This window comes from Nostoc sp. T09, assembly GCF_002154695.1.
In the GTDB taxonomy this organism is placed as follows: domain Bacteria; phylum Cyanobacteriota; class Cyanobacteriia; order Cyanobacteriales; family Nostocaceae; genus Aulosira.
The window spans coordinates 18,571-41,268 of record NZ_MTAV01000041.1 but is presented as its reverse complement, the minus strand read 5'-3'; the positions used below and the strand labels follow the sequence as shown (position 1 = coordinate 41,268).

Below are 22,698 nucleotides of genomic sequence, written 5' to 3'. Positions count from 1 at the left end.
CTGGGTTTCAGCTTTGAAGACAGTAGTTCATTTGTTCGCGTTGAAAGGGCTGGGTGGGCAGTGCCCACCGTTCGCTCAAACCCTTACTTTTACTTTCTACTTTGGACTTTAAACTCTTGAGTTGGCGTAGCGGTTACAAGAGTCCAATCATGTGCAGCAGTCCTCGACCAGTCACTAGCTCGATAATTAGGGCAATAAAGCCAAGCATAGCAATCCGACCATTCCAGACTTCGGCGCTCGTGGTTATACCCCATTCCCAACGCTCTTGGGGATACATTTTAACCCTCTTCTTCATCTGGGCAGCTTGAGAAAGCTTGAAACTCGGTTGTTTGAGCGCATCAATTACTAAATCTGCCAGCGCTCTAATAAATACTGGATGGGTATTGGGAGCAGGTACACGCCGGAAGTTATGAATTCCCGCTTCCTCGGCTACTTCGCGATACTCAATGTCAATTTCTTGCAGTGTCTCAATGTGTTCTGAGACAAAACTGATAGGTACGACAACTAAATCTTTGACACCTTGGGCCCCTAATTCTTTTAGTGCATCCTCCGTGTAAGGTTGAAGCCACTCTACAGGACCCACACGACTTTGATAAGCCAAGGTGTGGGCATTGGGACGATTGAGAGTACGCATAATCAGAACCGTACATTCCTCAATTTCTTGCTGGTAAGGGTCTCCTGCTTCTTCAACGTAGCTTTTAGGTACACCATGAGCGCTGAAGAAGATATGAACTTCATCGGGATTGGGAAATTCATCAAGTTCTTGGGCAATGAGTTCTGCCATTGCTTGGAGATAGCCCGATTGTTTATACCAGGAGGGAATGACTGTGTATTTAAGAGGTTGCAGTTTTGGGTCTTCTTGCCAAAGTTTTTCTAAAAGGCGGAAGCTGGAACCACTGGTACTGATGGAAAATTGGGGGTATAGGGGTAAAATTACTAAGCTTTCGATATTATCTTGAGTAAGCAGAGCGATCGCTTCTTCAGTATAAGGATGCCAGTAACGCATTCCCACATAGATATTAGCTTCTTGCCCCAGAGCGCTCAGCTGTTCTTTCAAAGCTTCACCTTGCGCTTCGGTGATGCGTCGCAGTGGGGAGCCACCCCCGATTTGCTTATAGTTTTCTTGAGATGTTTTAGTGCGCCGTGAAGCAATGAACCAAGCTAAGGGTCTTTGCAACCAACGAAATGGTAGGCGAATAATTTCTGGATCAGAAAACAGGTTAAACAAAAACGGACCAACATCTTCCAGCTTATCTGGACCACCGAGATTGAGTAATAAGACGCCTACACGACCCATAGCAGTTACTTTCCCCCAACCCTTTCAGTTTTTTTACTAATGTTAACAATATATCTTTATTAAATATAAAGGTTAACAGGACAGAAAGTTGTTATGGCAACAATTTTAAGAGACTGGAGTTATCGCTATCAGTGGCTGTATGACGGCATATCAGGTTTAGCGGCATTAAGTGTAGGCGGTGAAACTCGGTTTCGCCAACTAGCTTTGCATGGTTTAACAATCAACTCAGAGACTAAAATTTTAGATTTATGTTGTGGCAGTGGTCAATCAACACAATTTTTAGTGAAATATTCACAAAATGTAACAGGGTTGGATGCCTCTCCCTTATCTTTGAAACGGGCAAAGCAAAATGTGCCTAGCGCCTCCTATGTGGAAGCTTTTGCAGAAAATATGCCCTTTGTGGATGGTGAATTTGATGTAGTGCATACAAGTGTGGCACTGCACGAGATGGAAACTGAGCAATTGCACAAAATTATTACTGAGGTTTATCGAGTCCTCAAACCGGGTGGTGTGTTTACACTAGTAGATTTTCACGCTCCCACAAATCCTATATTCTGGCCTGGAGTTTCACTGTTTTTGCTGTTATTTGAGACCGACACAGCTTGGCAGCTATTAAAGACCGATTTAGCTGGGTTATTGGCAGAAATAGGGTTTGAAGTTAGTAAACCAAAGTTATATGCAGGTGGAAGTTTACAGGTGATTCATGCAAAAAAGTGAAAGATATCACCTAAATAATGGCAGGCATCCTGTCTATCCTATAAATAAAGTATGGATGTTTGAGAGTTGATGATTATGGCGTCGAACTTGCTAAGCATTGGCGCTAGTTCAAATGCAATAATGATTTATGCATTGGCTTATGCTGCTTGTCAATTTTATGAAGCAAAGCAGAATCCATTAAAAGAAAGCTAAACCCTAGCCTCCCTTTGCAGGCTTTGCCCGGCTAGCCGCACCCTTGAGGGTGACGGCTACCGTTAATTTGTTAGGTAATCATTACTGTCTCTTCAATAACTGCCGCCGCAGTACATCCAATGCTGCACATGCGCTGACATAGCGAATATAAGAGCGATTCCGTGTTGTTCCAAAGCGATACTCAAAACTGGCGACTTCATCTTTAGGCCCAGCTAAACCAATGTAAACCAAACCCACAGGCTTGGTGTCCGTTCCGCCAGTTGGGCCAGCAATACCAGTCACACCTAATCCCCAAGTGGTAGAGAGGCGGGTTTTTACTCCAACTGCCATTTGCTCTGCAACAGTAGCACTTACGGCTCCAAATTTAGCAAGGTCGTCTGGGTTCACTCCTAGCAAACCTATTTTCACGGAGTTATCATAAGAAATTACTCCGCCCCAAAAGTATTCAGAACTACCAGAAATATCAGTCAACATTTGTCCTAGCCCACCACCAGTGCAGGATTCTGCTACTGATAAGGTTTCTCCTGAAGCCTGCAATAACTTACCAACTACTGAAGCTAAAGTATCATTATCAACACCGTAATAATCTAAGCCAGCAATTTCTTTGATTTGTTTTTCAATAGGCGCAATCAAATCTTCTGCTGCTACTTCCGAAGCGGCTTTAGCAGAAATTCTGAGTCTGACTTCCCCAGTACCTGCATAAGGTGCAACTGTGGGGTTAGACAAATTAAAATAAGGGGCTACTTTTTCTGCCAAAGCAGATTCACCAATTCCCCAAAACCTTAAACTCCGGCTGTAAATAATTTCTTGTCCCCAGCCTTGGCTTTTGAGATAAGGTACTGCTGTTTCTTCCCACATCCGGTACATTTCAGATGGCACACCAGGAAAAGTAAAAATAGTTACATTAGGACGGGGTTGCCAGATAATGCCAGGTGCTGTACCTGTAGGGTTAGGCAAAATTTCTGCGCCTTGAGGAATCAAAGCTTGTTTGCGGTTACTAGGGGTCATAACCCGACCGCGTTGAGCAAATTTCTGAGCCATATCTTCGATGATTTCGGCACGTTCTACCAAAGGAACGCCAAAAAAATCAGCGATGGTTTCGCAGGTGAGGTCATCTGGCGTGGGACCAAGACCACCTGTAAAAATCAAAATTTGCGCTCTTGAGGTGGCAATTTCTATAACTTGCTTGAGTCGTTCGGGATTATCTCCTACCACTGTTTGATAATGGTGGGGAATACCTAGCTGAGCTAATTGTTTCGCTAGAAATTGCGCATTGCTGTTAAGAATATCTCCCAACAGCATTTCTGTACCAACACAAATAATTTCTGCACTCATCAGATTTTAGATTTGAGATTAAAGATTTTGTGGAAAGTTGAGTCAGTTTCTGGCAGGAGTTGACCAACCTAGCAAACTTTCCCAGACGGATTTTAGATTGAATCCAAAATTACAAATCTAAAATACTTGATTTTACCGAGAGAGTTTCCAAACTCGCCAGATAGCGAAACTGAGCAGTGAAGTTCCAGCACAGGCGTAAGCAATACCACTAGGTATGCCAGCAATAGCCAATGCTAAACTGCCAACCCATAAAGTTAAAGAATAAATAAATAAAACGGTCCAGCGATGAGATAAACCAGCCTTGAGTAGTCTGTGGTGGAGATGGCTTTTATCTGCTGTAAATGGAGATTTGCCGCGTCGCAGTCGCGCTAAAATCACTGCTGACATATCTACAATCGGTACGGCAAGAATCAGGTAAGGCAATAATACAGCTGTGAAAGCCGGGATTTTTACCAGACCAATTACACCTACAGACGCTAAGGTGAATCCCATAAAATAAGCCCCGCCATCTCCCATAAAGATTTGAGCAGGGTTGAAATTATAGCGGAGAAATCCCAGTGCAGCACCGGCAAGGGCTGCGGCAATTAAGGCTGCTGCTGATTGGTGCATAAACAGTGCCACAACTAGCATTACCATAGCGGCAATTCCCGATACCCCAGCCGCTAATCCATCTAAACCGTCAATCCAATTAATGGCATTGACCATTCCTACCAGCCAAATGACTGTAATCGGTAAACTCAGCCAGTCCAGGTCAACAATCCCGACTGTGGGAACAGTAATAAAATCTATACTTACGCCTGCTTTCCATGCACCAGCTGCCACAATCATTTGCATCAACAGACGTGACAGGGGTGACAAGTTAAGCAAATCGTCGGCTAAACCAATCAGAAAAAAGCCGAGACCACCCAAGGTGACACCCCAAATTTGCCATTCTTTTTCCGGCGGCAGACTGCCAAATCCACCTAACCACCAGACAATTAGTAGAGAGGTTATAGTCCCTGCGAAAATCGAAACTCCTCCCAAGCGGACCATTGGGCGTTGATGGACTTTGCGTCCACCAGGTTGATCTACACGTCCACTTTTGATCCCAATGTTTTTGACATCTGGCGTAGTCCAGAGAACGACTACGGCGGCTACTAAAAAAGAAATCAGATGATAAATCTGGGGAGGCATCTGTATTTTCAAAAAGTAATTTGTAAGACAAAAATCTGCTGAGGGATTTTTCTACCTAGATCTACTAAATGTGAGTCATTGATCAGCATAGAACTGGCATTGGCAGGAGAGTGACAAGGAGCAGGGGGGATAAGGGAGACAAGGGAGAAAGAATTATTGACTCTTGACTCTTGCCTATTGCCTTTTGACCTATACCCCATGCCCCATGTCCTATGCTAGAGCTGGTACGGGAATCTCTAGATGAGAGTATAGGGGGAAGCGATCGCATAATGCCGCTACCCGTCGCCGACAATCAGCAGCAACTTCCTCGGAGTCTGGAGATAGTAAGCGATCGGCAATAATATTTCCAATCTCTGTAAACTCTACTTCTCCTAGCCCCCTAGTTGTCATGGCTGGCGAACCTAACCTCAGACCGCTGGTAACAAATGGTGACTGCGGATCGAAGGGAACTGTATTTTTGTTAGCGGTAATATTTACGCCACTCACCAGCTGATCTGCTTGCTTACCTGTCAGTCCGATAGACCGCAAATCTACTAACATTAAGTGGTTATCAGTACCATCTGATACTAGCTTTAACCCCCGATTTTGCAGTTGAGTTGCCAGAGCACGGGCATTGTCAATCACTTGCGCAGAATATGTTTTAAACTCAGGCTTGAGAGCTTCGCCAAAAGCTACTGCTTTACCAGCAATCACATGTTCTAATGGACCGCCCTGAGTTCCGGGGAAAACAGATTTATCGAACTTTTTACCGAGTTCGGCGTCGCGGGTCAAAATTAAACCGCCACGAGGACCACGTAGGGTTTTATGGGTAGTTGTAGTTACCACATCGCAATAAGGTATGGGGTCGGGATGAAGACCAGTAGCGACCAAACCAGCAATGTGGGCAATATCTGCTAGCAGATAAGCACCGATTTCATCGGCGATACTGCGGAACTTTTCAAAGTCAATAATTCGGGGATAAGCGGAATAACCACAAATCAGTAGCTTAGGACGCTCCCTTAACGCCAGATCCCGAATTTGCTCATAGTCTAGTTGTTCTGTTTGTTCGCTAACGCCGTAATGGCTAACTTTGAACCACTTCCCCGACACATTCACAGGTGAACCGTGGGTAAGATGCCCACCATGAGACAAATCCATCCCCATAATTTTGTCGCCTGGTTCTAACAGTGTTAAGAACACGGCAAAATTCGCTTGAGCACCAGAATGAGGTTGGACATTCGCATGAGCAGCACCAAAAAGCTGTTTAGCACGGTTAATCGCTAACTGCTCAACTTTGTCAATAAATTCACAACCGCCATAGTAGCGTTTACCAGGTAGGCCTTCGGCATATTTATTTGTGAGTACAGAACCTTGCGCTGCTAATACAGCCGCTGAGGTAAAGTTTTCACTAGCAATCAACTCCAAATGGTCACGTTGACGCTGTAGTTCTTGATTAAGTAGCTCCGCGATCGCGGGGTCGCTAGAGGCTAGAAAGTCTGAATTAGTCTTTGTCACTTCCGCTATCCTTAGAGAAATTTGCACAACAGTTAATTTTGGCTGGGTGTCTTACCTACGTGACAGTCCACAGTCAATAGTACATATTTAGTCTATAGTTCAATGGCTTTTGACGATTACCAACTTATTTATTATCAGACGCCAGTTCGAGACTGTATAAAAACCCAGAATCAAAGGTTTCTAATTTTTTTAATTTAGAATACCTTATGCCAATATATGTATTACTTTTTACTAAAAAAACTCTTCTCTACTATATACAACATACAATAAATTTAGAGTCTACTGTGGCAATTTTGTTTGAGTTGCGACGCCTGTATATTGTCGAGGTGCTTCTTCTCAAAACTCCTCCCTTGCTCTTAAGCGCTAAGCGATCGCCCACATTTTGCCCAAGAGACCTCAGAGGTTACTTTTAGGCGTTCATTGCCATCCCGAATCACAATCCACTTTTCCCAAATTCTAGACTGAGCAAAGCTGGAACATCTAGTAATTCTGCGGCTGGGGCGTCTAAAAAGCCGATTCTCCCCTAAGTGAAATTGTGGGTCATAGTGAGAATTTACAGGAGGGATGGGATGCTAGTCATTTTAATGGAAAATCAAATCCTTGCCCCTGGGAAGGTTTGCCAGTCTTGTCTACTAGCTGATCAAAGTGGTCAACCACGTTGGAGTCAAGGTCAACTGCGTTGTGGTCAACAAGTACGCAAACTCACCGAACAGCAGCCAGAGCAGTATGAGTGTATGATGGGTTTTCTCATTGCCAATATAGAATAAGAGGATTTGCTAGCAAGACCAGGTAACTGCGTTATCCTAGGCTCAAGTAACTGTTGAACTTTATCCACAGGAGAACTCACCATGTCTTGGCGCGGGTCTACAACGGTTTCGGACCGTATTCTTGCTTGCTTACCTTATTTACTGCCCTTAATTGATGGGCTGATGTTTGGTTATGTATCCTTATTAAGACAATTTCCGGAGCTGCAAGTTCTATTTTTGCCCCTTGGGCCTATCGTTGCCATTTACGCTAGCTTAGGACAATTTGGGCAATTGATTGTTTTCTTTGCCTTATTCTTTTTGGTAGTTAGAAATGAAAAAATCATTCATTTCATTCGTTTTAATACTATGCAGGCAATCCTTTTAGATATTATTGTGTTTTTGTGCAGCATAGTTTTGCGGGTTGTAGCACTCCCTGGTGTAGATTTTGCAGTTCAAACTGTAGCCAGCACAATCTTTCTCGGTCTAGTAGCAGCAATAGTATATTCTGTTGCTCAGTCTCTTATGGGGCGTTACGCAGAAATTCCAGCAATTTCTGATGCTGTTTATATGCAAGTGCGGTAGTAATTAACGAGCTGCCACAGTGTTTTCTAGGCGACCAATGCCTTCAATTTCTACACGGACGCGATCGCCTAGCTGCAAGCAACCGACTCCCTCTGGTGTACCAGTGAGTATCACATCTCCTGGCAGCAGCGTCATTACCTGACTAATATAGGACACTAAAAAATCGGGAGCAAATACCATCTGATCGATACAGGTAGATTGCACAGGATTAGCATCCTCATTCAAAAAAGTCTGCAATCTCGCACCCGGATTTAATTCTCTGACGATCCAAGGACCCAAAGGACAAAATGTATCAAAACCTTTGGCTCGCGTCCATTGACCATCTTTTTTTTGTAAATCCCGCGCTGTCACATCATTAGCAATGGTATAACCCCAAATTTTGGTTTGGGCTTCCTCTGGGGTACAGTCACTAGTGCGATCGCCAATGATCAGCGCTAATTCGCCTTCGTAGTCTACCCGTTGTGACAGGTGAGGATATTTAATTTCTGTCTCAGAGGCAACAATAGATGTAGGTGGTTTGAGAAAGATCAGTGGTTCACTCGGTACGGGAGTCCCCATTTCTGCTGCATGATCTGCATAATTCTTGCCCACCGCTACAATTTTTGAGGGAGCACAAGGAGCCAGAATGTGATAGTTGTCTGGTTCCAATATTAAGTCTGTAGGTTGTCCCTGTAACCAGGGCGGAGCATCTAGTACCTGGACATTAAGGGATAGTTGTAATAACCCATAGTAAATCTGTCCTTCCTGATTTTGAACTCGCACATAGCGCTGCGCCATAACCTTGATTAATATCCTTTTGGATGCAATTGAAAGCTGTTAGCTGGTAGCAACCGTGAGTTAGCTTTTGAAAAATCAGTAGAGCCAACATGCAACGGTAGAGCCTCGAGCCTGAAACCGATAGCTAGTAAGACTTGGCGGTTGACAGCCCAAAACTCGATTCCCCTTTTGTAATTCAATCCCAGGGTTAACTTAACTGCCTGTGTTGTCACCCAGCAACTTCCCGTCAGGGTAGTGCTAAAGCTGCTCATGCGGCTGCTAAATATCAGAAGTCAGGGGGGTAGCTTCTTTTTAGAGATTGAAACTTTGGCGGATTTGGCTCAAGATTCAAATTAAAAACTGGTAAGATTATAGTTCCTTGTTGCTTCAGATGTTGATTGGTACTGAGATAGCTCTCATCGATACTGTATAAATTAGCATCAGCAGCCACTCTGTCCATAAGGAGACTAAAGTTCATGTCGATAGTTTACGAAACAATGTACATCCTGCGTCCCGATCTAGGAGACGAACAGGTAGAGCAAGCGGTTAATAAATATCAGAACTTGCTTAAAGAACACGGTGCTGAAGATATCCAAATTCAAAATCGTGGGAAGCGTCGTCTGGCTTATGAAATTAAAAAGCACCGGGATGGCATTTACATTCAATTCAACTATACTGGTCCTGGAACTGCGATCGCCCCTGTAGAAAGGGCAATGCGTTTGAGCGAAGAAGTAATTCGCTACCTAACAATTAAACAGGAAGTCCACGAAGAAAAAGCTGCTCAAGTGGCTGCAACCGCTTAAGCAAGTTCTGAGTGCATTCAGTGTTGAGGTCTTACTACTCAGCACTGAAAACTGGGTAAGATAAAACTTATAAAAAAATGTGCCTTTTTTCTTCCTATCTTGGCTAGTAATGCTAAATTAACAACTACTTGCCAAAAGCATTATGACCGCAGTTATACGTAAAAGTGGACAAGATTCTGAATGGGAGCTGTAAGCCACTGTGAGCCAATCTGATACATCCAACATCCAAGCTCTCTCTACTGAAGTAACGCAACTGCGCCAAGAGTTGCAACTTCGTGACCAATTAGTACAACAGTTATCTCAAGAACTCTTCCGACTGGTTAAGGGTAATACTAGTTTTATTCCTCAAAAATCGGAGTCGGAGCCAGATCTGAAGCAGCTGCAGGCTTTGCAAGAACAATTGCAAGCTGTCGAGCAACAGGTAACATTCTACCAAGAGCAAATTACCGCGCGTGACGCTGAAATTTACCAATTGCGGCAAACAGTTCAGGAATTAACCGATCGCAGCCGCATGTTGGAACAAGTAGTACAGGAGTTACCGCAAATTTACCGTCGGAAGTTTGAGGAGCGTATGGCTCCAGTGCGAGAAAAAGTAGCAATACTACAACGAGAAAATCGGCAACTGCAAGCAGAACTGCAAAGTGTCAGTTATCGTTTAGCGCTGAAAAGCCGTAATGCCAATCATAGTGGCATCGATCTGCCCAGTTTTCCCCGTCCAACATCTGAGGAAACTAGTATTTCTCCTGTACCTAATAGTTAAAACTAATTTTAAATTTTCCTAACAGTTGAGCCAGTTGCTTGCCAAGATGAAGAGCTATTGCAGCCAATTTTAGTATTGCTGCCAGGTTTCTTTAATGTAAGCGCCTGGTATCATCTGTGCTAACTTTTCGTGAATAACGCTCATAAACTACATATAAAACAACCTTCCTTACAATAGAAGAATTAAAAACGGGAAATCCTCGAAATAAACCTGACATCAGGCATGATAGTGTCGATAAAAAAAGCTTCAGCTAAACTCTGTACAATAAATTATTAGTCCTTACGGCATCTCCTTCACCATACCAATAAATGTCAGATCAACCTGCACTTCTAATCGAACTGCTCCGTGCGGCGTACGCAGCCTTCAACGCGCGAGACATTGACGCTACCCTTGCCTTCATGACTCCGGACGTGGTTTGGCCGAGAGCGTTCAAAGGCGGTTTTGTCTGTGGGCCTGAAGAAGTTCGCGCTTACTGGACGGAGCAATGGAGCGAGATCAATGGGCACGTCGAGCCGCAAACCTTTTACTTGGAGGAGGGCGGGCGCATTTTGGTCGATGTGCATCAGGTCGTGCGTGACTTAGCTGGAGCAGTTCTTGCCGATGAGCACGTGGGCCATCGATTCACCTTTGAACACGGCTTGATTCAAGCTATGGAAGTCTGTCCACTTCCATCGTCCACCCCAAAGGACTAACAACGCGCAAAGAACGAACAAGCATCGACGGGCAGCCTTCTTCTGTATCCGGGATGAAGTAAGCATCCGTACAGAAAGTTACGCGCTTGGATTTGATGAGCCGCTTTTAACCCAAGTGATCGCCACGGAGAAACCTGTACCAATTGAAGCATGGTAAGAATTTTGCCAATATTTTTGATTTTATTTTCTTATCCCGGTTTTCTGTTCCGTTGCTACTCGCACCCCTAAACCGAAACAAAAACCTCTCTTTTTAGTGAGAGAGGTTTCTAAACTACGACACACGCTCATACTTTTTCTCTAGCCTCTTTTAATTTTGCTACTCAGGCACCAATTTGATGGGGCAGAAAGCAAAGCGTAACAATCTATTTTGCTATAAGTCAATATATAAGCCCCAAGGGCAACTGCCCTTAAGGGATTGTAAATTTACAGAAGCTATATGATCACCAGTCTGATATTGTTAATGATGGTGAGGTGATTGTAATCGAGGAAATTATTAAAAATTACTAAAATTGCTTGGCCTCACCATGCATTTCTAGATAAAAAGACAGATTCACCCCGCTAGTACCAGCCTGTTATCGTTGGCAATAGTGAGGACATCTTCATAGGTACGAAAGATTTCAAATACTGAATCCAGTTGAGTCAGTTCCAAAATCAACCGGACAGGTGCTTTGACATTGCAAAGAACCAAGCGGCAACCGCTATGGCGTGCAGCTTTCAATCCTTTTACCAACGAGACTAAGCCAGAACTATCCATGAAATCTACTGCTGCTAAGTCGATTACCCAGAGTTGGTAAGGCTGTGGTATTACTTTAGCCATTTCGTTACTTAAGGCGATTCCACCTTGTAAGTCTATGCTGCCTTGAGGTTTAAACAAAACCACTTGAGCTTTCTGTTTCAGAGTCATGAATTTCACTGAATTAATTGCAACACTATAACAGAAAACAAAAAATTGGCATTAATACTGTGTTTGGTTTGCAACAAGTAATTACTGTGTTATTTAAACAACAAAGAAATTACAGCAGTGCAGTTGAAACAAGTTTTTTCAGTATTCATGCCGTATAATTTGTCTTAACTTTCTCAATATAGGCATAAGCTCCTAAGAATGGCAGTAGCTTATGTATCTTTTACAAGATTTTTATATTTATTAGGATTTTGATAAATTTTTTATAAAAAGATTATACTTATTCTTCAGTAACTATACGGTTGTGTTAATAGCTTATAAAGAAGTCCCTGTCAATCCTCCACAATTAATAGTTAGTATAGACTAGAAGCTATGTACTCCCATGAGTGGCTTGATTGACACCCCACCCAAAAAGGAGCAAAGATTATAGTACAAGTAAAAATTTGTAAAGGCGGCGGTGCGGAATGTCTCTTGAGTTGATTTCACTAGAAAACATCCAGGAATTCGCCCACCATTATGGTTATTGGGCAATTTTTTTGGGAATTTTGCTAGAAAATTTAGGCATTCCCCTTCCTGGTGAAACCGTAACCCTTGTAGGCGGGTTTCTAGCTGGCAGTAATGAACTTAATTACTGGCTGGTGCTTGGGGACGCCGTTGCAGGTGCCGCAATTGGTGGTACGTGTGGTTATTGGATTGGTAGGCTCGGTGGTTGGAGTTTCTTACTACAAATTGGTAAGTTATTCCGGATATCTGAGGAAAAACTACTAAATATTAAAGCGCAATTTAGTGAGAATGCTGTTAAAGCTGTATTTTTTGGACGCTTTTTCGCGTTCCTACGAATATTTGCTGCGCCACTAGCTGGTATAGCCGAGATGCCTTTTGGAAAATTCTTTGTGTATAACTTAGCAGGCGCAAGTGCTTGGGCAAGCGTGATGGTAACATTAGCTTTCTTTGCAGGAAGAGTTGTTTCTTTAGAACAATTGGTTTCCTGGGTTAGCCATTTTGCGATCGCAGCCTTACTGATTTTGGTTGCTGTAATCGTTGTGCCCATATGGTTAGAGTCTCGCCAAGTCAAGCGTGCGGCGGGAGAATAAAAAAGTAAAAAATAAAAGGCAAAAGTGACAAATCCTATTTTTGTACTTTTGCCTTTTTATTTTTGCCTTTACCTAGTGTGTTGGGCCCAAATGCGAGTTGGTAAACCCCAAACGTAAATAAAGCCTTCAGCTGCCTTGTGATCGAATTTATCTTCAGCACCGTAGGTTGCCAAGTCAGGGGTATAAAGAGAGTTATTACTCCAACGCCCGACTAAGGTGGCATTACCCTTAAAAAGTTTTACCCGTACAGTACCAGAAACTCGTTCTTGTGTCTTTTGAATAAACCCATCCAAGGCTGCTTTCAGTGGACTGTACCACAAACCGTTGTAGACCAATTGGGTATAAGTCTCTTCAATACCACGCTTGTAGTGACTGACATCTGCTGTCAGAGTTAAGCTTTCTAAATCTCGGTGTGCTTGAATTAACAGCACCATCGCAGGTGATTCGTAGATTTCCCGCGATTTGATGCCCACCAAGCGGTTTTCGATCATATCAATCCGCCCAATGCCATGATTTCCTGCGATCTGATTGAGTTGTTCAATTAGATCAACTGGAGTTTTTGCTACACCGTTGAGAGTTGTAGGAATACCATGTTGGAAACCAATTTCGATGTACTCGGGCTGATCGGGAGTATCCGCGATCGCCTTAGTCATCTGATAAATTTCTTCTGGTGGTTCAGCAGCTGGATCTTCCAGCACCCCCGCTTCAATACTACGACCGAGTAAATTCTTATCAATGCTGTAAGGAGAAGATTTTTTTACTGGTGTGGGGATACCATAACGTTCACCGTAGGCAATGGTTTCCTCACGACTCATTCCCCATTCCCGTGCTGGTGCGAGGATTTTAAGATTAGGATTTAGGGCCGCACAGGAGACATCAAAGCGTACCTGATCGTTACCCTTGCCAGTACAACCGTGAGCGATCGCATCAGCATTATATTTTTGGGCTGTTTCTACTAATATCTTGGCAATTAGTGGACGGGCAAGTGCAGTTCCTAAAGGATAACGATTTTCATAGAGGGCGTTAGCTTGAATCGCTGCAAAGGCGTAATCTTTAACGAAGCTTTCTTTTACATCCGCCACAAGGGATTCACTTGCACCCGATTTTAGAGCTTTTTCTCGAACTGGTTCTAATTCATCTCCTTGGCCTAAATCTGCTGCTAGCGCAATCACCTCTTCTACACCCCACTCCTCCTTGAGGTAGGGAATACAAACAGAGGTATCCACTCCACCAGAATATGCCAGGACAACCTTTTTAGCGCGACCCATTAGTTTCTCCACTTAGGAAACAAAGAATGAGTCATTATTATATCTAACTAATACACGTATATTTTATCTAGTATTCAAACAATGAAGAAATTAACTACAAATGCTTATATAGCGCTTCTATTTGATTTATTAACTTACTCGTAGAGGTAAGTAATAGGCAATAGACAATAGGCAATAGATTTTTTTAATAATAATTTAGGATTGCTATATAAACAGCTATTTAAATTAATTTATTGCTGATTATAATCGTATTTATTAAATAATTGTCAGGGTTTGCTTATAAAGCAATTGCTTTTAAAAGTAACGTGAGTTATACCTAATAGCAATCTGTGTAGGAGTTGTGAAATTACTTTTTAAGTCAGGGAACAGGCAAGAAGGATGTACAAATTTACCTGGTTTTTTGACAAATGAAATAGGACTGCTATAGAAAACGAACTATCTTTGATAATATTGGTGGTGCGTTGGGCGTTCCGCCATCAAGCATTCCACTATTTGGTGAATCGAGGCGATCACAATATTTTTTGTACCATAATTTTTAAATTGAAATACTTCTCTTCTTATCAGCAAGAGGAGAAGTTTTAAGTTAAGTATAATTCTTGTAATTTAGTCAAATCAAAGCTGTGCTAATCTTTGTAAAAATCTTTATGCTGTTACTAAGGTAGGTTGTGGCGTAAACATTTTCAGAGTTTTTGGTTGAGTTGTAAATTTCAAGTATTGATTTGCCTAATATAGCGATGCCCAAACGGTTATTTAACTCTCCCAAAGCGGACATATTGGTATCTGCCAGGGATATAAAGTTCGGAGCGTGACTAAAGATTCTACAGCATTACAGGGAGCAAATGCAGTTCCCTGCGATTTGATTTTGCTGCTGCTTTTTTGGCTGTTTTTATGCAGGCGCAGTTGCGGTTCTGGCTTATTCTCTGCGTCTCAATCAATCTGTCTCACGATTACAAGCGATCGCTACTCAAGCAGTTTTAGCCCACATCCAGACACAGTTGCAGGAGTTTGCAGATTTGCAAGCGCTACAATGGCAAGCTACCGGCAATCTAAATCGCAACTGGACGCAGGATTGACAAAGAGTCAAAGTCAGTAGTGATACCCTCGCCTTCTTACAATACACTTACGGCTCTACCTCGATACCAAAAGCTGTCATGATTACCCACGGTAATTTACTGCACAGCTAGAATACGACTTGGTGCATTAACTCTATTTGTCATCTCTGCGGTACTCGTGCTTTTGATACCAAAGAAAAGAGTACAAATAATCTTTGGCTGGCTGTGCTTACTTTTGGCGAATCTTGGCACAACAATAATCATGCTTTTCAAAACTCAGCCAAGTTGCAATGGTGAGAAATTGATTTTGGCTATTGAGTAATTGTGATATTGCAAAGTCTGGGTTTACTTTGGGATGTGAATAAACCTACACCTGAAATGATCCAATCAAAGAGCGTGCGATCGCTCATGGCGTTTCACTTTACAGTTAACACATTTAGGATTGCTAGATATCTACACACTAGCTTGCCTAAATGTATTCAACAAGAGCGATCGCATAATTCAAAGGTGGGACTATGCCCACCCTGTTGACTAAGATTCCAGTGCTTCTGCTGTCTTTTTGTGATCCAACTTGAGAATTAAAACTCCCAAGGGTGGCAGACATAAATCCAGCGAATAGGGACGATTGTGCAACGACCAATCATCAGTCCACTTACCGCCTAAGTTACCCATGTTGCTACCACCATACTGACGGGCATCACTATTAAATAACTCAGTATAAAAACCCTTTTCTGGTACTCCTATGCGGTAATGGGAATGAGGTTGAGGTGTGAAGTTGCAAACCACAACAACAAAATTCTCAGAATCCTTGTCACGGCGGACAAAGGAAACCACACTATGACGGTTGTCGCTACAGTCAATCCACTCAAATCCCGGCTCAGCAAAATCTTGGGTATATAAAGCTGGTTCACTGCGATAGAGATGGTTCAGCTCATGGAAAAACTGTTTTAACTGTTGGTGTGGCTCGTATTGCAATAATTGCCACTCTAAATCGCCCCAGACATTCCACTCACTCCACTGCCCAAACTCCATGCTCATAAACATGGTTTTCTTACCTGGGTGAGCGAACATATAGGTAAACAAACAACGCACATTAGCTAACTTCTGCCATGTATCCCCTGGCATTTTACCAATCATATTGCTCTTCCCATGCACCACTTCATCGTGGGACAGAGCCAGCATAAAGTTCTCGCTGTGGTTGTACCACATACTAAAGGTGATGTTGTTTTGGTGGAATTGACGGAACCAAGGGTCCATGCTGAAGTAGTCCAGCATATCGTGCATCCAGCCCATATTCCACTTTAAGTTGAAACCTAGACCGCCTGTATAGGTAGGCCAAGATACCATCGGCCAAGAGGTAGATTCTTCAGCAATTGAAAGAGCGCCAGGGAAATAGCTGAAAATTAGATAATTTACCTGACGCAGAAAATCTGCTGCGTCCAGGTTTTCTCTGCCGCCGTACTGGTTGGGTAGCCATTCTCCTGGTTTACGGCAATAGTCAAGGTAGAGCATCGAAGCCACAGCATCGACGCGCATACCGTCAATGTGGTACTTGTCAAACCAAAAGAGCGCATTTGCTGCTAGGAAATTACGGACTTCGTGGCGTGAGTAGTTAAATACCAGAGTTCCCCATTCTTTATGTTCGCCTTTGCGAGGATCTGCATGTTCGTACAGGTGACTACCATCGAAGAAGGCTAAACCATGACCATCTTTAGGGAAGTGCCCAGGAACCCAATCCACAATTACGCCGATACCATTTTGATGACATTGGTCAACAAAATACATGAAATCTTGGGCACTACCAAAACGGGACGTAGGAGCAAAGTAGCCAGTTACTTGATAACCCCAAGATCCATCAAAGGGATGCTCTGCAATGGGTAACAGTTCAACATGGGTGTAACCCAACTCTTTAACGTAAGGGATCAGTCTATCTGCTAATTCCCGGTAGGTAAGGAAGCGTGCGCCGGGTTTAAGTTCGGAAACAATAACTACAGGCTCAGTTTCGCCATTGGGCAGTTTAGGTGGTTCGGAACTAGAAGCGTGTAACCAAGAGCCTAAATGCACTTCATAAACTGAAACTGGCTGGGTGAGGGGATCGGTGTGTCGCCGTTTTTCTAACCAATCTTGATCGCTCCAAGTGTAAGCATTTAAATCGGTAACAATTGATGCTGTTTTCGGGCGAGGTTCCTGCTGGAAACCGTAGGGATCGGATTTTTCGTAAATGTGACCTTCAAAATTTTTGATTTCATATTTGTAATGCTCTCCCACTCCTAATTCAGGAATAAACAATTCCCAAATGCCAGTGGGACCCTTACGCATCTGGTGTTGGCGTCCATCCCAGTGATTGAAATCTCCCAACACAGAAACGTTACGAGCATTGGGTGCCCAAACGGCAAAGTAAACGCCTTTAACGCTGCCTACTTCTGTCAGGTGCGCGCCTAGTTTTTCGTAAATCCGGTGGTGGTTCCCCTCACTAAACAAATGCAAGTCAAAGTCTGTCAGCCCTGGAGAACGGAAGGCGTAAGGATCATAGGTGACGCGCTCGTGCTCTCCTTCTTTAATTCTTAACTGATAGTTTGCCAGTTCTGCTGTTTCAATTGTGCATTCAAAAAAGTGGGGATGATGCACTGTTTGCATCGGATATTCTTTACGTTCTTGAGGAATCACTACCCACGCAGCGCTTGCATTTGGTAGATAGGCTCGCACAGCCCAGACATTTTTGCCATTCTGTTCTATGAGATGAGAACCCAGTATTTCAAAGGGATCTTGATGTTGATTCCAAACGATGCTGTTAACCTGTTCAGGGGCGATCGTGGTGATGGACATTAAAGCTACCTACGTGAAATAAGGTGATTGACTAAATTTACTTTTGTAATATGTATATATATTCTTTACATTTATTTGCAATTTTGTCGCCACCGTTATCCTACCTCAGAAATGATGAACTAGTGCCTGATGAAGGAAAAAGCGAGCAGGAAGTAATAATTAATGATAAATGCCAAATGAATCTTGACTCTTGACAAATGTCCAATTTGTCAGATTCCTAAAAATGGGAAAAGCTGAAGCAAAGCCTTACGTATTCGCAGCAAAAAAATCTGGTCTCTGATTTTAGGATCTAGTTTGCGTGGTGGGCTAACTTGCAGTTGCTCTTGCAATTCTGCGTATTGGGCGGCAGTTAATGGCTTACCATCTATAGGCGATCGCGCTTCTACAATTATCTCTGTCCGTAAGATTTCTTCTGGAAGATCCTCTGGCGGTGGTAATGCCATAACTGCTGTCTTCAGATGGCTAGTCAATCCCACTACAATGCTAATGCTGATGCTTAAAACAAAAAATCTTATCCGCTTCATCGCTACCCTTTAGAGTTCTGAGTCCAGATCGCCATAAACTGGGTTCGATATAACTTAGGTTTGTTCTCTATCCAACCTACCTTAGTATGTTCGATCCCTATCAATGAATAGGTGGACTAATTGCAATATTTTTTGGGAGTTTTAAATATGAGTGTAATATTTTAGTTTGCTTATAGCACAGAACCAAGAGGGCTTAACGATAATATTGACAGAAATTTTCAACTGAATAGATCACAAATCTCATCACAATCTCATCCTAGTCAAGCAATGCAGACTAGAGTAGGGTGGCAGAAATTACAAGCCACTAGCAAAAGGTTAAAAAAGTAACAAATTTCTTGCTCAAATATTTTTAGGCGCTCACAGCATAAGGACACTTGGTAACAGTGCTAGCTGTCTTTACCAGTGTCCTCTATCGTGCTGTCTGAATTAAACAGATACTTAAGTATCCTCAAGTTTGCGTTAGCAACAGCAGATTCCTTAGATCTTATGTCCCCACCAATTTTACCAAGGCATATGGTGAGGACTGCTGTTAGTAACCTAGCTATAACTAGGGTGTTTTTGTAGGGGAAGGAGTTGCAGTCCCAGTAGCTTTAGGAGTTGCAGTCCCAGTAGCTTTAGGAGTTGCAGTCCCAGTAGCTCCAGGAGTTGCAGTCCCAGTAGCAGCAGGGCTAGGGGAGCGAGTAGCAGGGGCCCCAGTATCAGTTGGTTCACCTGTAGCTGCTGGGCTGCTGGTGGAACCGCCAGTACCACCAGGTTCACCACCACCTTCGCAGGCTCCAAGAATTCCAGCCAGACTTAACATGAGAGCCAAACCAAAAATTTTTGTTTTCATAACTCCTCTTTCACCAATTGTGGCAAGAACAAATTTTCACCTGATGAATACGATACCTTATTTGTTGCTTTTTTTTAAAATGCTTTCAGGCATAGATATTAAAGGCAATGTAAAAGATTTTTTATCACAGTAGCAATATCCAGGAGCTATAATAATGAGCTTCTCTTAACTCAAGAAAAATCTAACTTAATCACTAAAGCTCAGATTTTTTAAACTCATCTCCTTAATTTTAGGATATTGCCGGTTACTAAAGGGTATGATCCCTTAACCACTTCAGTGTCTGATGTAGATGTTGAAAAGAAAGTACTCTAAACAGAAGTGGCAGAAGAACTCGCAAGAGCGTTTCCCAAGTCATGGGTATAGGTAATTGAGCGCCACTATTTTGTAAATTTGGCAGCAAACCGAGCTATCATACCAAAAATTGTGATGTTGTCGCTGACACTTGCCGCTTGCTGTTTAGCATTGCCATACTTTAGAGACGATGCCCAAAGGATCAAGCTGTCCTAGTGCAACTCGCAATCAGCGAGCATTGCAATACTCAAGTGATGCAAACATTGGTGCAGCTACCGATCAGAACACTGAAAAGAGTTTAGGGTATTATTTGTGCTGATTGCATTAAAGGCAATTTTAACCTTAGCAAAAACAGACACCCAATCTAAAATCCAGTTTTTCCAACCTGAACAAAAAGTTATGGCTGCTGCTCGCAAATCAGCTGTTTCTGCAACGGGTAATTGGTTTCGGCAAGCTTCTCCCCTATCTTTAGGGAAGAGACGCTCGGCACATCAACAGTCAACCGCCCCAAAAGCGTCCACAGTTGCTGTTGAACCACCAGTAACCTCTACAAGAAAACGGCGTTCATCAAAAAATTTATCTGCTTCTGCCACAAATGGGTCAGTTATGCCCCCACCAGTGCCCTCAGGTAAACAACAAGCTGCCAATTTCAAAGGGCAGTCAAGTACTGTGCATAAAAGCTCAAGATTGGGCTTTCTTAGCCTCTCCGGAATGAATAGTTCTGGTAATTTACCTGTGTGGTTGCTGCGCTTTTATGCCTGCCATCGTTATTCTTCGGTTGTGGCATTTTTGTTAGTGGCAACCACCCTAGTGGTCTATGGTTGGACGGTATATTCCCAGGAAATTTGGAGCCAGGGATACCGCAGACTGCAAAGTTTGCAACGTCATGAGCGGCAGTTGACGACTACTAACGCCGCACTCACCAACAAAATGGCTGAAGAAGCAGAACAACCAGCAGCAGGATTGATATTACCAACTCCGGATCGCACGATTTTTTTGCCCCCAGCATCTCAGAGTCCTAATTCCACACCAACAAAGACAGCGCCAGATTCACAAGCGCAGCAGCAAACTACTTCGCCGCTGGGATATTAAAGTCAACAGACAGTAGTCAGTGGTCAATAATCAGTAGCTAATATTCACAAAAACTAGCAACCGACAACTGACAACTGACAACTGACAACTGACAACTGACACAGGAAGCAGTAATGCGTAAGTCACCAAGTAAAAGTAAATTTAAAAACTTTCGTCATTCAGATTTTACAAGGCGGAGGAGGGTCTCTAAACAGGGGTTATCAGAGACGCCTACCTCGAAAACCCAAGACTACATAGCTAATATTAGAAATCGACTGTTTGTAGCATGGGCTGTACTAATTGCCGCCGGTTTGGGGCTAGCGATCAATTTGTATCAATTACAAATTGTCCGGGGACCAAAGCTAACAGAGAAGGCGCGGAACCAGCAAATGGTGAATTTGAGACCTTTTATGCCCCGTCGCCCAGTAATAGATCGCAGCAATAATTTGTTAGCAATTGACCGTCCTGTATACACTGTCTTCGCCCATCCGAAATTGTTTGATAAGTCTAATGAAGAAATAGCCAAGCGTCTGGCCCCATTCTTAGACAAAGATACTGCTGAGTTAGTGAAAACCTTTGAAAGTAAAAAAACTGGAATTACACTTGCCGCTGCATTGCCCGAAGAAATTGCCGAGCGCCTAATTGCTTTACATTTAAATGGTTTTGAATTTATTCAAAAATATGCGCGTTTTTACCCACAAGACAATTTAGCTGCCGATGTGGTGGGCTACGTTAATCTTGACCGTCGCGGCCAGGCAGGTGTGGAATATAGTCAAGAGAAGTTATTAGAACGTTCGGTGAAAACGGTGCGCTTAAGTCGATCGGGAAATGGCGCTTTGATGCCAGATCATGCACCGGAAGGATTTTTGCATTTTGATGACTTGCAACTACAACTAACTATCGATAGTCGCTTACAACGGGCAGCTCGTTCTGCGCTCAAACAACAGATGGAAAAGTTTGGTGCAAAACGAGGGGCAGTAATTGTGATGGATGCATCGGATGGTTCCCTACTGGCTTTAGTTTCTCAACCCACCTACGATCCAAATCAGTACTCCAAAGCTAAAATCGAACTGTTTAAAAACTGGACAGTAGCAGATCTTTATGAACCAGGATCGACATTCAAGCCCTTGAATGTGGCGATCGCTCTAGAAAATGGTGTTATTAGGCCAGACGATTTATTTAATGATCCTGGTTCGATCAAAGTGGCCGATCGCATCATTAAAAATGCTGAAAATAAAAGTTATGGGCAAATCAACATTGCCCAAATTCTGCAACATTCCAGCAACATTGGCATGGTGCAAATCATCCAACGATTACAGCCTAATATCTACTACAACTGGCTGGAACGTTTAGGGCTAGGGCAAACTGTTGATACAGATTTACCTTTTGAGGTCGGTAGTCGTCTCAAAAGCCAAGAAGAATTTATTTCCTCACCCATTGAACCTGCAACTACCTCTTTTGGGCAAGGCTTTTCCTTAACGCCCTTACAGCTAGTACAAATGCACGGAGCTTTAGCTAATGGTGGCAAATTGGTAACACCTCATGTTGTCCGCGGCTTAATTGATAGCAAAGGGCAGATGCATTATTCCCCCACTCGCCCGGTATCACGCCAAATTTTCTCCCCGACAACAACTCAACGGGTAGTGGAAATGATGGAAACTGTAGTTGCTGAAGGTACTGGTAAGGTGGCACAAATTCCGGGATATCGGATCGGTGGTAAAACAGGTACAGCACAAAAAGCTAGTGCTTCTGGTGGCTACATAGTTGGTGCGAGAATCACCAGTTTTGTCGGAATTTTACCTGTGGAATCTCCCCGATATGTGGTTTTAGCATTAGTGGACGAGCCAAAAGGAGAAAACGCCTATGGTTCTACTGTCGCCGCACCGATTGTCAAAGCTGTGATGGAAGCGTTGATTCCGATTGAACAAATTCCGCCTAGTTTACCAATCAATCCCACGCCAACAGTTCCGCAAAATTGAGGATTTTAAGGAAGCATAATTTTAAAAAAGCATAGAGAAAATAGGTAATAGAGGGGAAGGAAATACTGCTTGTTACCTGTTTTCCTCTGCCCCTAGACGGTAGGCGGCAAGCATAGCCACTCCTTGAAGAACGCCAATGTCTATGAAACTGGATAAGGGGTGATACTTTAAATTAACTAAATTGACGCTGGATGCTGGATTTTTGACAGTTATTCTCACAAGAAACTGCAATATATAGGAACTAAGTTGAAATTTGTGAGTTTGCTCTTGCTTCATGTACTCTTCACATTTCTTTATTACTAAGGAAAGATAT

19 protein-coding genes and 1 pseudogene are annotated in these 22,698 nt (G+C 43.0%); 10 read left to right on the top strand and 10 right to left on the bottom strand.

Going from position 1 to position 22,698, the window contains the following annotated elements; genetic code table 11:
- Positions 1-133: 133 nt before the first annotated feature.
- Positions 134-1,297, bottom strand: a complete 1,164-nt coding sequence (hemH, locus tag BV372_RS10515; protein WP_086686451.1) for a ferrochelatase — start codon at positions 1,295-1,297, stop codon at positions 134-136.
- Positions 1,298-1,390: 93 nt separating this feature from the next.
- Here hemH and BV372_RS10510 point away from each other — a divergent pair, with 93 nt between their 5' ends.
- Complete coding sequence (locus BV372_RS10510) at positions 1,391-2,014, top strand: class I SAM-dependent methyltransferase (protein ID WP_086686450.1); 624 nt, start codon at positions 1,391-1,393, stop codon at positions 2,012-2,014.
- Between the two features lie 273 nt (positions 2,015-2,287).
- Here the strand turns inward: BV372_RS10510 and BV372_RS10505 are convergent, their stop codons facing one another.
- From BV372_RS10505 to glyA, 3 genes are all read right to left on the bottom strand, one after another.
- Positions 2,288-3,541 carry a competence/damage-inducible protein A gene (locus tag BV372_RS10505; RefSeq protein WP_086686449.1) on the bottom strand — a complete coding sequence of 418 codons (1,254 nt, stop codon included), beginning with the start codon at positions 3,539-3,541 and terminating at the stop codon, positions 2,288-2,290.
- A 132-nt stretch (positions 3,542-3,673) separates the two neighbouring features.
- On the bottom strand, positions 3,674-4,714 hold the full coding sequence (locus BV372_RS10500) for a glycosyltransferase family 4 protein (protein ID WP_086686448.1): 1,041 nt from the start codon (positions 4,712-4,714) through the stop codon (positions 3,674-3,676).
- Positions 4,715-4,924: 210 nt separating this feature from the next.
- Positions 4,925-6,208 (bottom strand): serine hydroxymethyltransferase, encoded by a 1,284-nt coding sequence (glyA, locus tag BV372_RS10495; RefSeq protein ID WP_086686447.1) that lies wholly within the window; start codon positions 6,206-6,208, stop codon positions 4,925-4,927.
- A gap of 569 nt (positions 6,209-6,777) precedes the next feature.
- On the opposite strand from glyA, the gene BV372_RS10490 reads away from it, so the two are divergent.
- Positions 6,778-6,975 (top strand): hypothetical protein, encoded by a 198-nt coding sequence (locus tag BV372_RS10490; protein ID WP_086686446.1) that lies wholly within the window; start codon positions 6,778-6,780, stop codon positions 6,973-6,975.
- 81 nt (positions 6,976-7,056) lie between these two features.
- Complete coding sequence (locus tag BV372_RS10485; protein ID WP_086686445.1) at positions 7,057-7,536, top strand: Tic20 family protein; 480 nt, start codon at positions 7,057-7,059, stop codon at positions 7,534-7,536.
- A gap of 3 nt (positions 7,537-7,539) precedes the next feature.
- On the opposite strand, the gene BV372_RS10480 is transcribed toward BV372_RS10485, so the two are convergent.
- Positions 7,540-8,313, bottom strand: coding sequence for a fumarylacetoacetate hydrolase family protein (locus tag BV372_RS10480; RefSeq protein WP_086686444.1), 774 nt, complete (start codon positions 8,311-8,313; stop codon positions 7,540-7,542).
- A 455-nt stretch (positions 8,314-8,768) separates the two neighbouring features.
- On the opposite strand from BV372_RS10480, the gene rpsF reads away from it, so the two are divergent.
- From rpsF to BV372_RS10455, 3 genes are all read left to right on the top strand, one after another.
- Positions 8,769-9,095 carry a 30S ribosomal protein S6 gene (gene rpsF / locus BV372_RS10465; protein ID WP_086686441.1) on the top strand — a complete coding sequence of 109 codons (327 nt, stop codon included), beginning with the start codon at positions 8,769-8,771 and terminating at the stop codon, positions 9,093-9,095.
- 199 nt (positions 9,096-9,294) lie between these two features.
- A complete protein-coding gene (locus tag BV372_RS10460) occupies positions 9,295-9,855 on the top strand; it encodes an Npun_F5560 family protein (protein ID WP_086686440.1) in 561 nt (186 codons plus the stop codon).
- A 308-nt stretch (positions 9,856-10,163) separates the two neighbouring features.
- Positions 10,164-10,547, top strand: coding sequence for a nuclear transport factor 2 family protein (locus BV372_RS10455; protein WP_086686439.1), 384 nt, complete (start codon positions 10,164-10,166; stop codon positions 10,545-10,547).
- A gap of 550 nt (positions 10,548-11,097) precedes the next feature.
- On the opposite strand, the gene BV372_RS10450 is transcribed toward BV372_RS10455, so the two are convergent.
- Positions 11,098-11,451 carry an STAS domain-containing protein gene (locus BV372_RS10450; protein ID WP_086686438.1) on the bottom strand — a complete coding sequence of 118 codons (354 nt, stop codon included), beginning with the start codon at positions 11,449-11,451 and terminating at the stop codon, positions 11,098-11,100.
- Between the two features lie 461 nt (positions 11,452-11,912).
- Here BV372_RS10450 and BV372_RS10445 point away from each other — a divergent pair, with 461 nt between their 5' ends.
- A complete protein-coding gene (locus tag BV372_RS10445; RefSeq protein ID WP_086686437.1) occupies positions 11,913-12,542 on the top strand; it encodes a DedA family protein in 630 nt (209 codons plus the stop codon).
- Positions 12,543-12,610: 68 nt separating this feature from the next.
- Here the strand turns inward: BV372_RS10445 and BV372_RS10440 are convergent, their stop codons facing one another.
- Positions 12,611-13,810 carry an argininosuccinate synthase gene (locus tag BV372_RS10440; RefSeq protein ID WP_086686436.1) on the bottom strand — a complete coding sequence of 400 codons (1,200 nt, stop codon included), beginning with the start codon at positions 13,808-13,810 and terminating at the stop codon, positions 12,611-12,613.
- A 1,091-nt stretch (positions 13,811-14,901) separates the two neighbouring features.
- Here BV372_RS10440 and BV372_RS38350 point away from each other — a divergent pair.
- Positions 14,902-14,994 (top strand): annotated as a pseudogene (locus BV372_RS38350) (AMP-binding protein); the annotation flags it as partial.
- A gap of 399 nt (positions 14,995-15,393) precedes the next feature.
- On the opposite strand, the gene glgB reads toward BV372_RS38350, so the two are convergent.
- The 3 genes from glgB to BV372_RS10420 all read right to left on the bottom strand — a co-directional run bounded on the left by glgB (position 15,394) and on the right by BV372_RS10420 (position 19,044).
- Positions 15,394-17,688 carry a 1,4-alpha-glucan branching enzyme gene (glgB, locus tag BV372_RS10430; RefSeq protein ID WP_179198042.1) on the bottom strand — a complete coding sequence of 765 codons (2,295 nt, stop codon included), beginning with the start codon at positions 17,686-17,688 and terminating at the stop codon, positions 15,394-15,396.
- 209 nt (positions 17,689-17,897) lie between these two features.
- Entirely contained in the window at positions 17,898-18,212 is a 315-nt protein-coding gene (locus BV372_RS10425) for a hypothetical protein (protein WP_086686434.1), read from the bottom strand.
- 547 nt (positions 18,213-18,759) lie between these two features.
- Entirely contained in the window at positions 18,760-19,044 is a 285-nt protein-coding gene (locus BV372_RS10420) for a hypothetical protein (protein ID WP_086686433.1), read from the bottom strand.
- 690 nt (positions 19,045-19,734) lie between these two features.
- Between BV372_RS10420 and BV372_RS10415 the strand changes: the two genes are divergently transcribed.
- The gene (locus BV372_RS10415) at positions 19,735-20,427 is read left to right on the top strand and encodes a hypothetical protein (RefSeq protein ID WP_086686454.1); all 693 of its coding nucleotides are present in this window, start codon (positions 19,735-19,737) and stop codon (positions 20,425-20,427) included.
- A 113-nt stretch (positions 20,428-20,540) separates the two neighbouring features.
- A complete protein-coding gene (locus BV372_RS10410; RefSeq protein WP_086686432.1) occupies positions 20,541-22,385 on the top strand; it encodes a penicillin-binding protein 2 in 1,845 nt (614 codons plus the stop codon).
- Positions 22,386-22,698 lie beyond the last annotated feature (313 nt).

Coding starts and splice junctions, on each gene's coding strand:
- BV372_RS10480 (WP_086686444.1), bottom strand. CDS start 8,313: ATGGCGCAGCGCTATGTGCGAGTTCAAAATCAGGAAGGACAGATTTAC.
- BV372_RS10445 (WP_086686437.1), top strand. CDS start 11,913: ATGTCTCTTGAGTTGATTTCACTAGAAAACATCCAGGAATTCGCCCAC.
- BV372_RS10505 (WP_086686449.1), bottom strand. CDS start 3,541: ATGAGTGCAGAAATTATTTGTGTTGGTACAGAAATGCTGTTGGGAGAT.
- BV372_RS10410 (WP_086686432.1), top strand. CDS start 20,541: ATGCGTAAGTCACCAAGTAAAAGTAAATTTAAAAACTTTCGTCATTCA.
- BV372_RS10450 (WP_086686438.1), bottom strand. CDS start 11,451: ATGACTCTGAAACAGAAAGCTCAAGTGGTTTTGTTTAAACCTCAAGGC.
- BV372_RS10490 (WP_086686446.1), top strand. CDS start 6,778: ATGCTAGTCATTTTAATGGAAAATCAAATCCTTGCCCCTGGGAAGGTT.
- hemH (WP_086686451.1), bottom strand. CDS start 1,297: ATGGGTCGTGTAGGCGTCTTATTACTCAATCTCGGTGGTCCAGATAAG.
- rpsF (WP_086686441.1), top strand. CDS start 8,769: ATGTCGATAGTTTACGAAACAATGTACATCCTGCGTCCCGATCTAGGA.
- BV372_RS10500 (WP_086686448.1), bottom strand. CDS start 4,714: ATGCCTCCCCAGATTTATCATCTGATTTCTTTTTTAGTAGCCGCCGTA.
- BV372_RS10415 (WP_086686454.1), top strand. CDS start 19,735: ATGGCTGCTGCTCGCAAATCAGCTGTTTCTGCAACGGGTAATTGGTTT.
- BV372_RS10425 (WP_086686434.1), bottom strand. CDS start 18,212: ATGAAGCGGATAAGATTTTTTGTTTTAAGCATCAGCATTAGCATTGTA.
- BV372_RS10420 (WP_086686433.1), bottom strand. CDS start 19,044: ATGAAAACAAAAATTTTTGGTTTGGCTCTCATGTTAAGTCTGGCTGGA.
- BV372_RS10485 (WP_086686445.1), top strand. CDS start 7,057: ATGTCTTGGCGCGGGTCTACAACGGTTTCGGACCGTATTCTTGCTTGC.
- BV372_RS10440 (WP_086686436.1), bottom strand. CDS start 13,810: ATGGGTCGCGCTAAAAAGGTTGTCCTGGCATATTCTGGTGGAGTGGAT.
- BV372_RS10455 (WP_086686439.1), top strand. CDS start 10,164: ATGTCAGATCAACCTGCACTTCTAATCGAACTGCTCCGTGCGGCGTAC.
- BV372_RS10510 (WP_086686450.1), top strand. CDS start 1,391: ATGGCAACAATTTTAAGAGACTGGAGTTATCGCTATCAGTGGCTGTAT.
- glgB (WP_179198042.1), bottom strand. CDS start 17,688: ATGTCCATCACCACGATCGCCCCTGAACAGGTTAACAGCATCGTTTGG.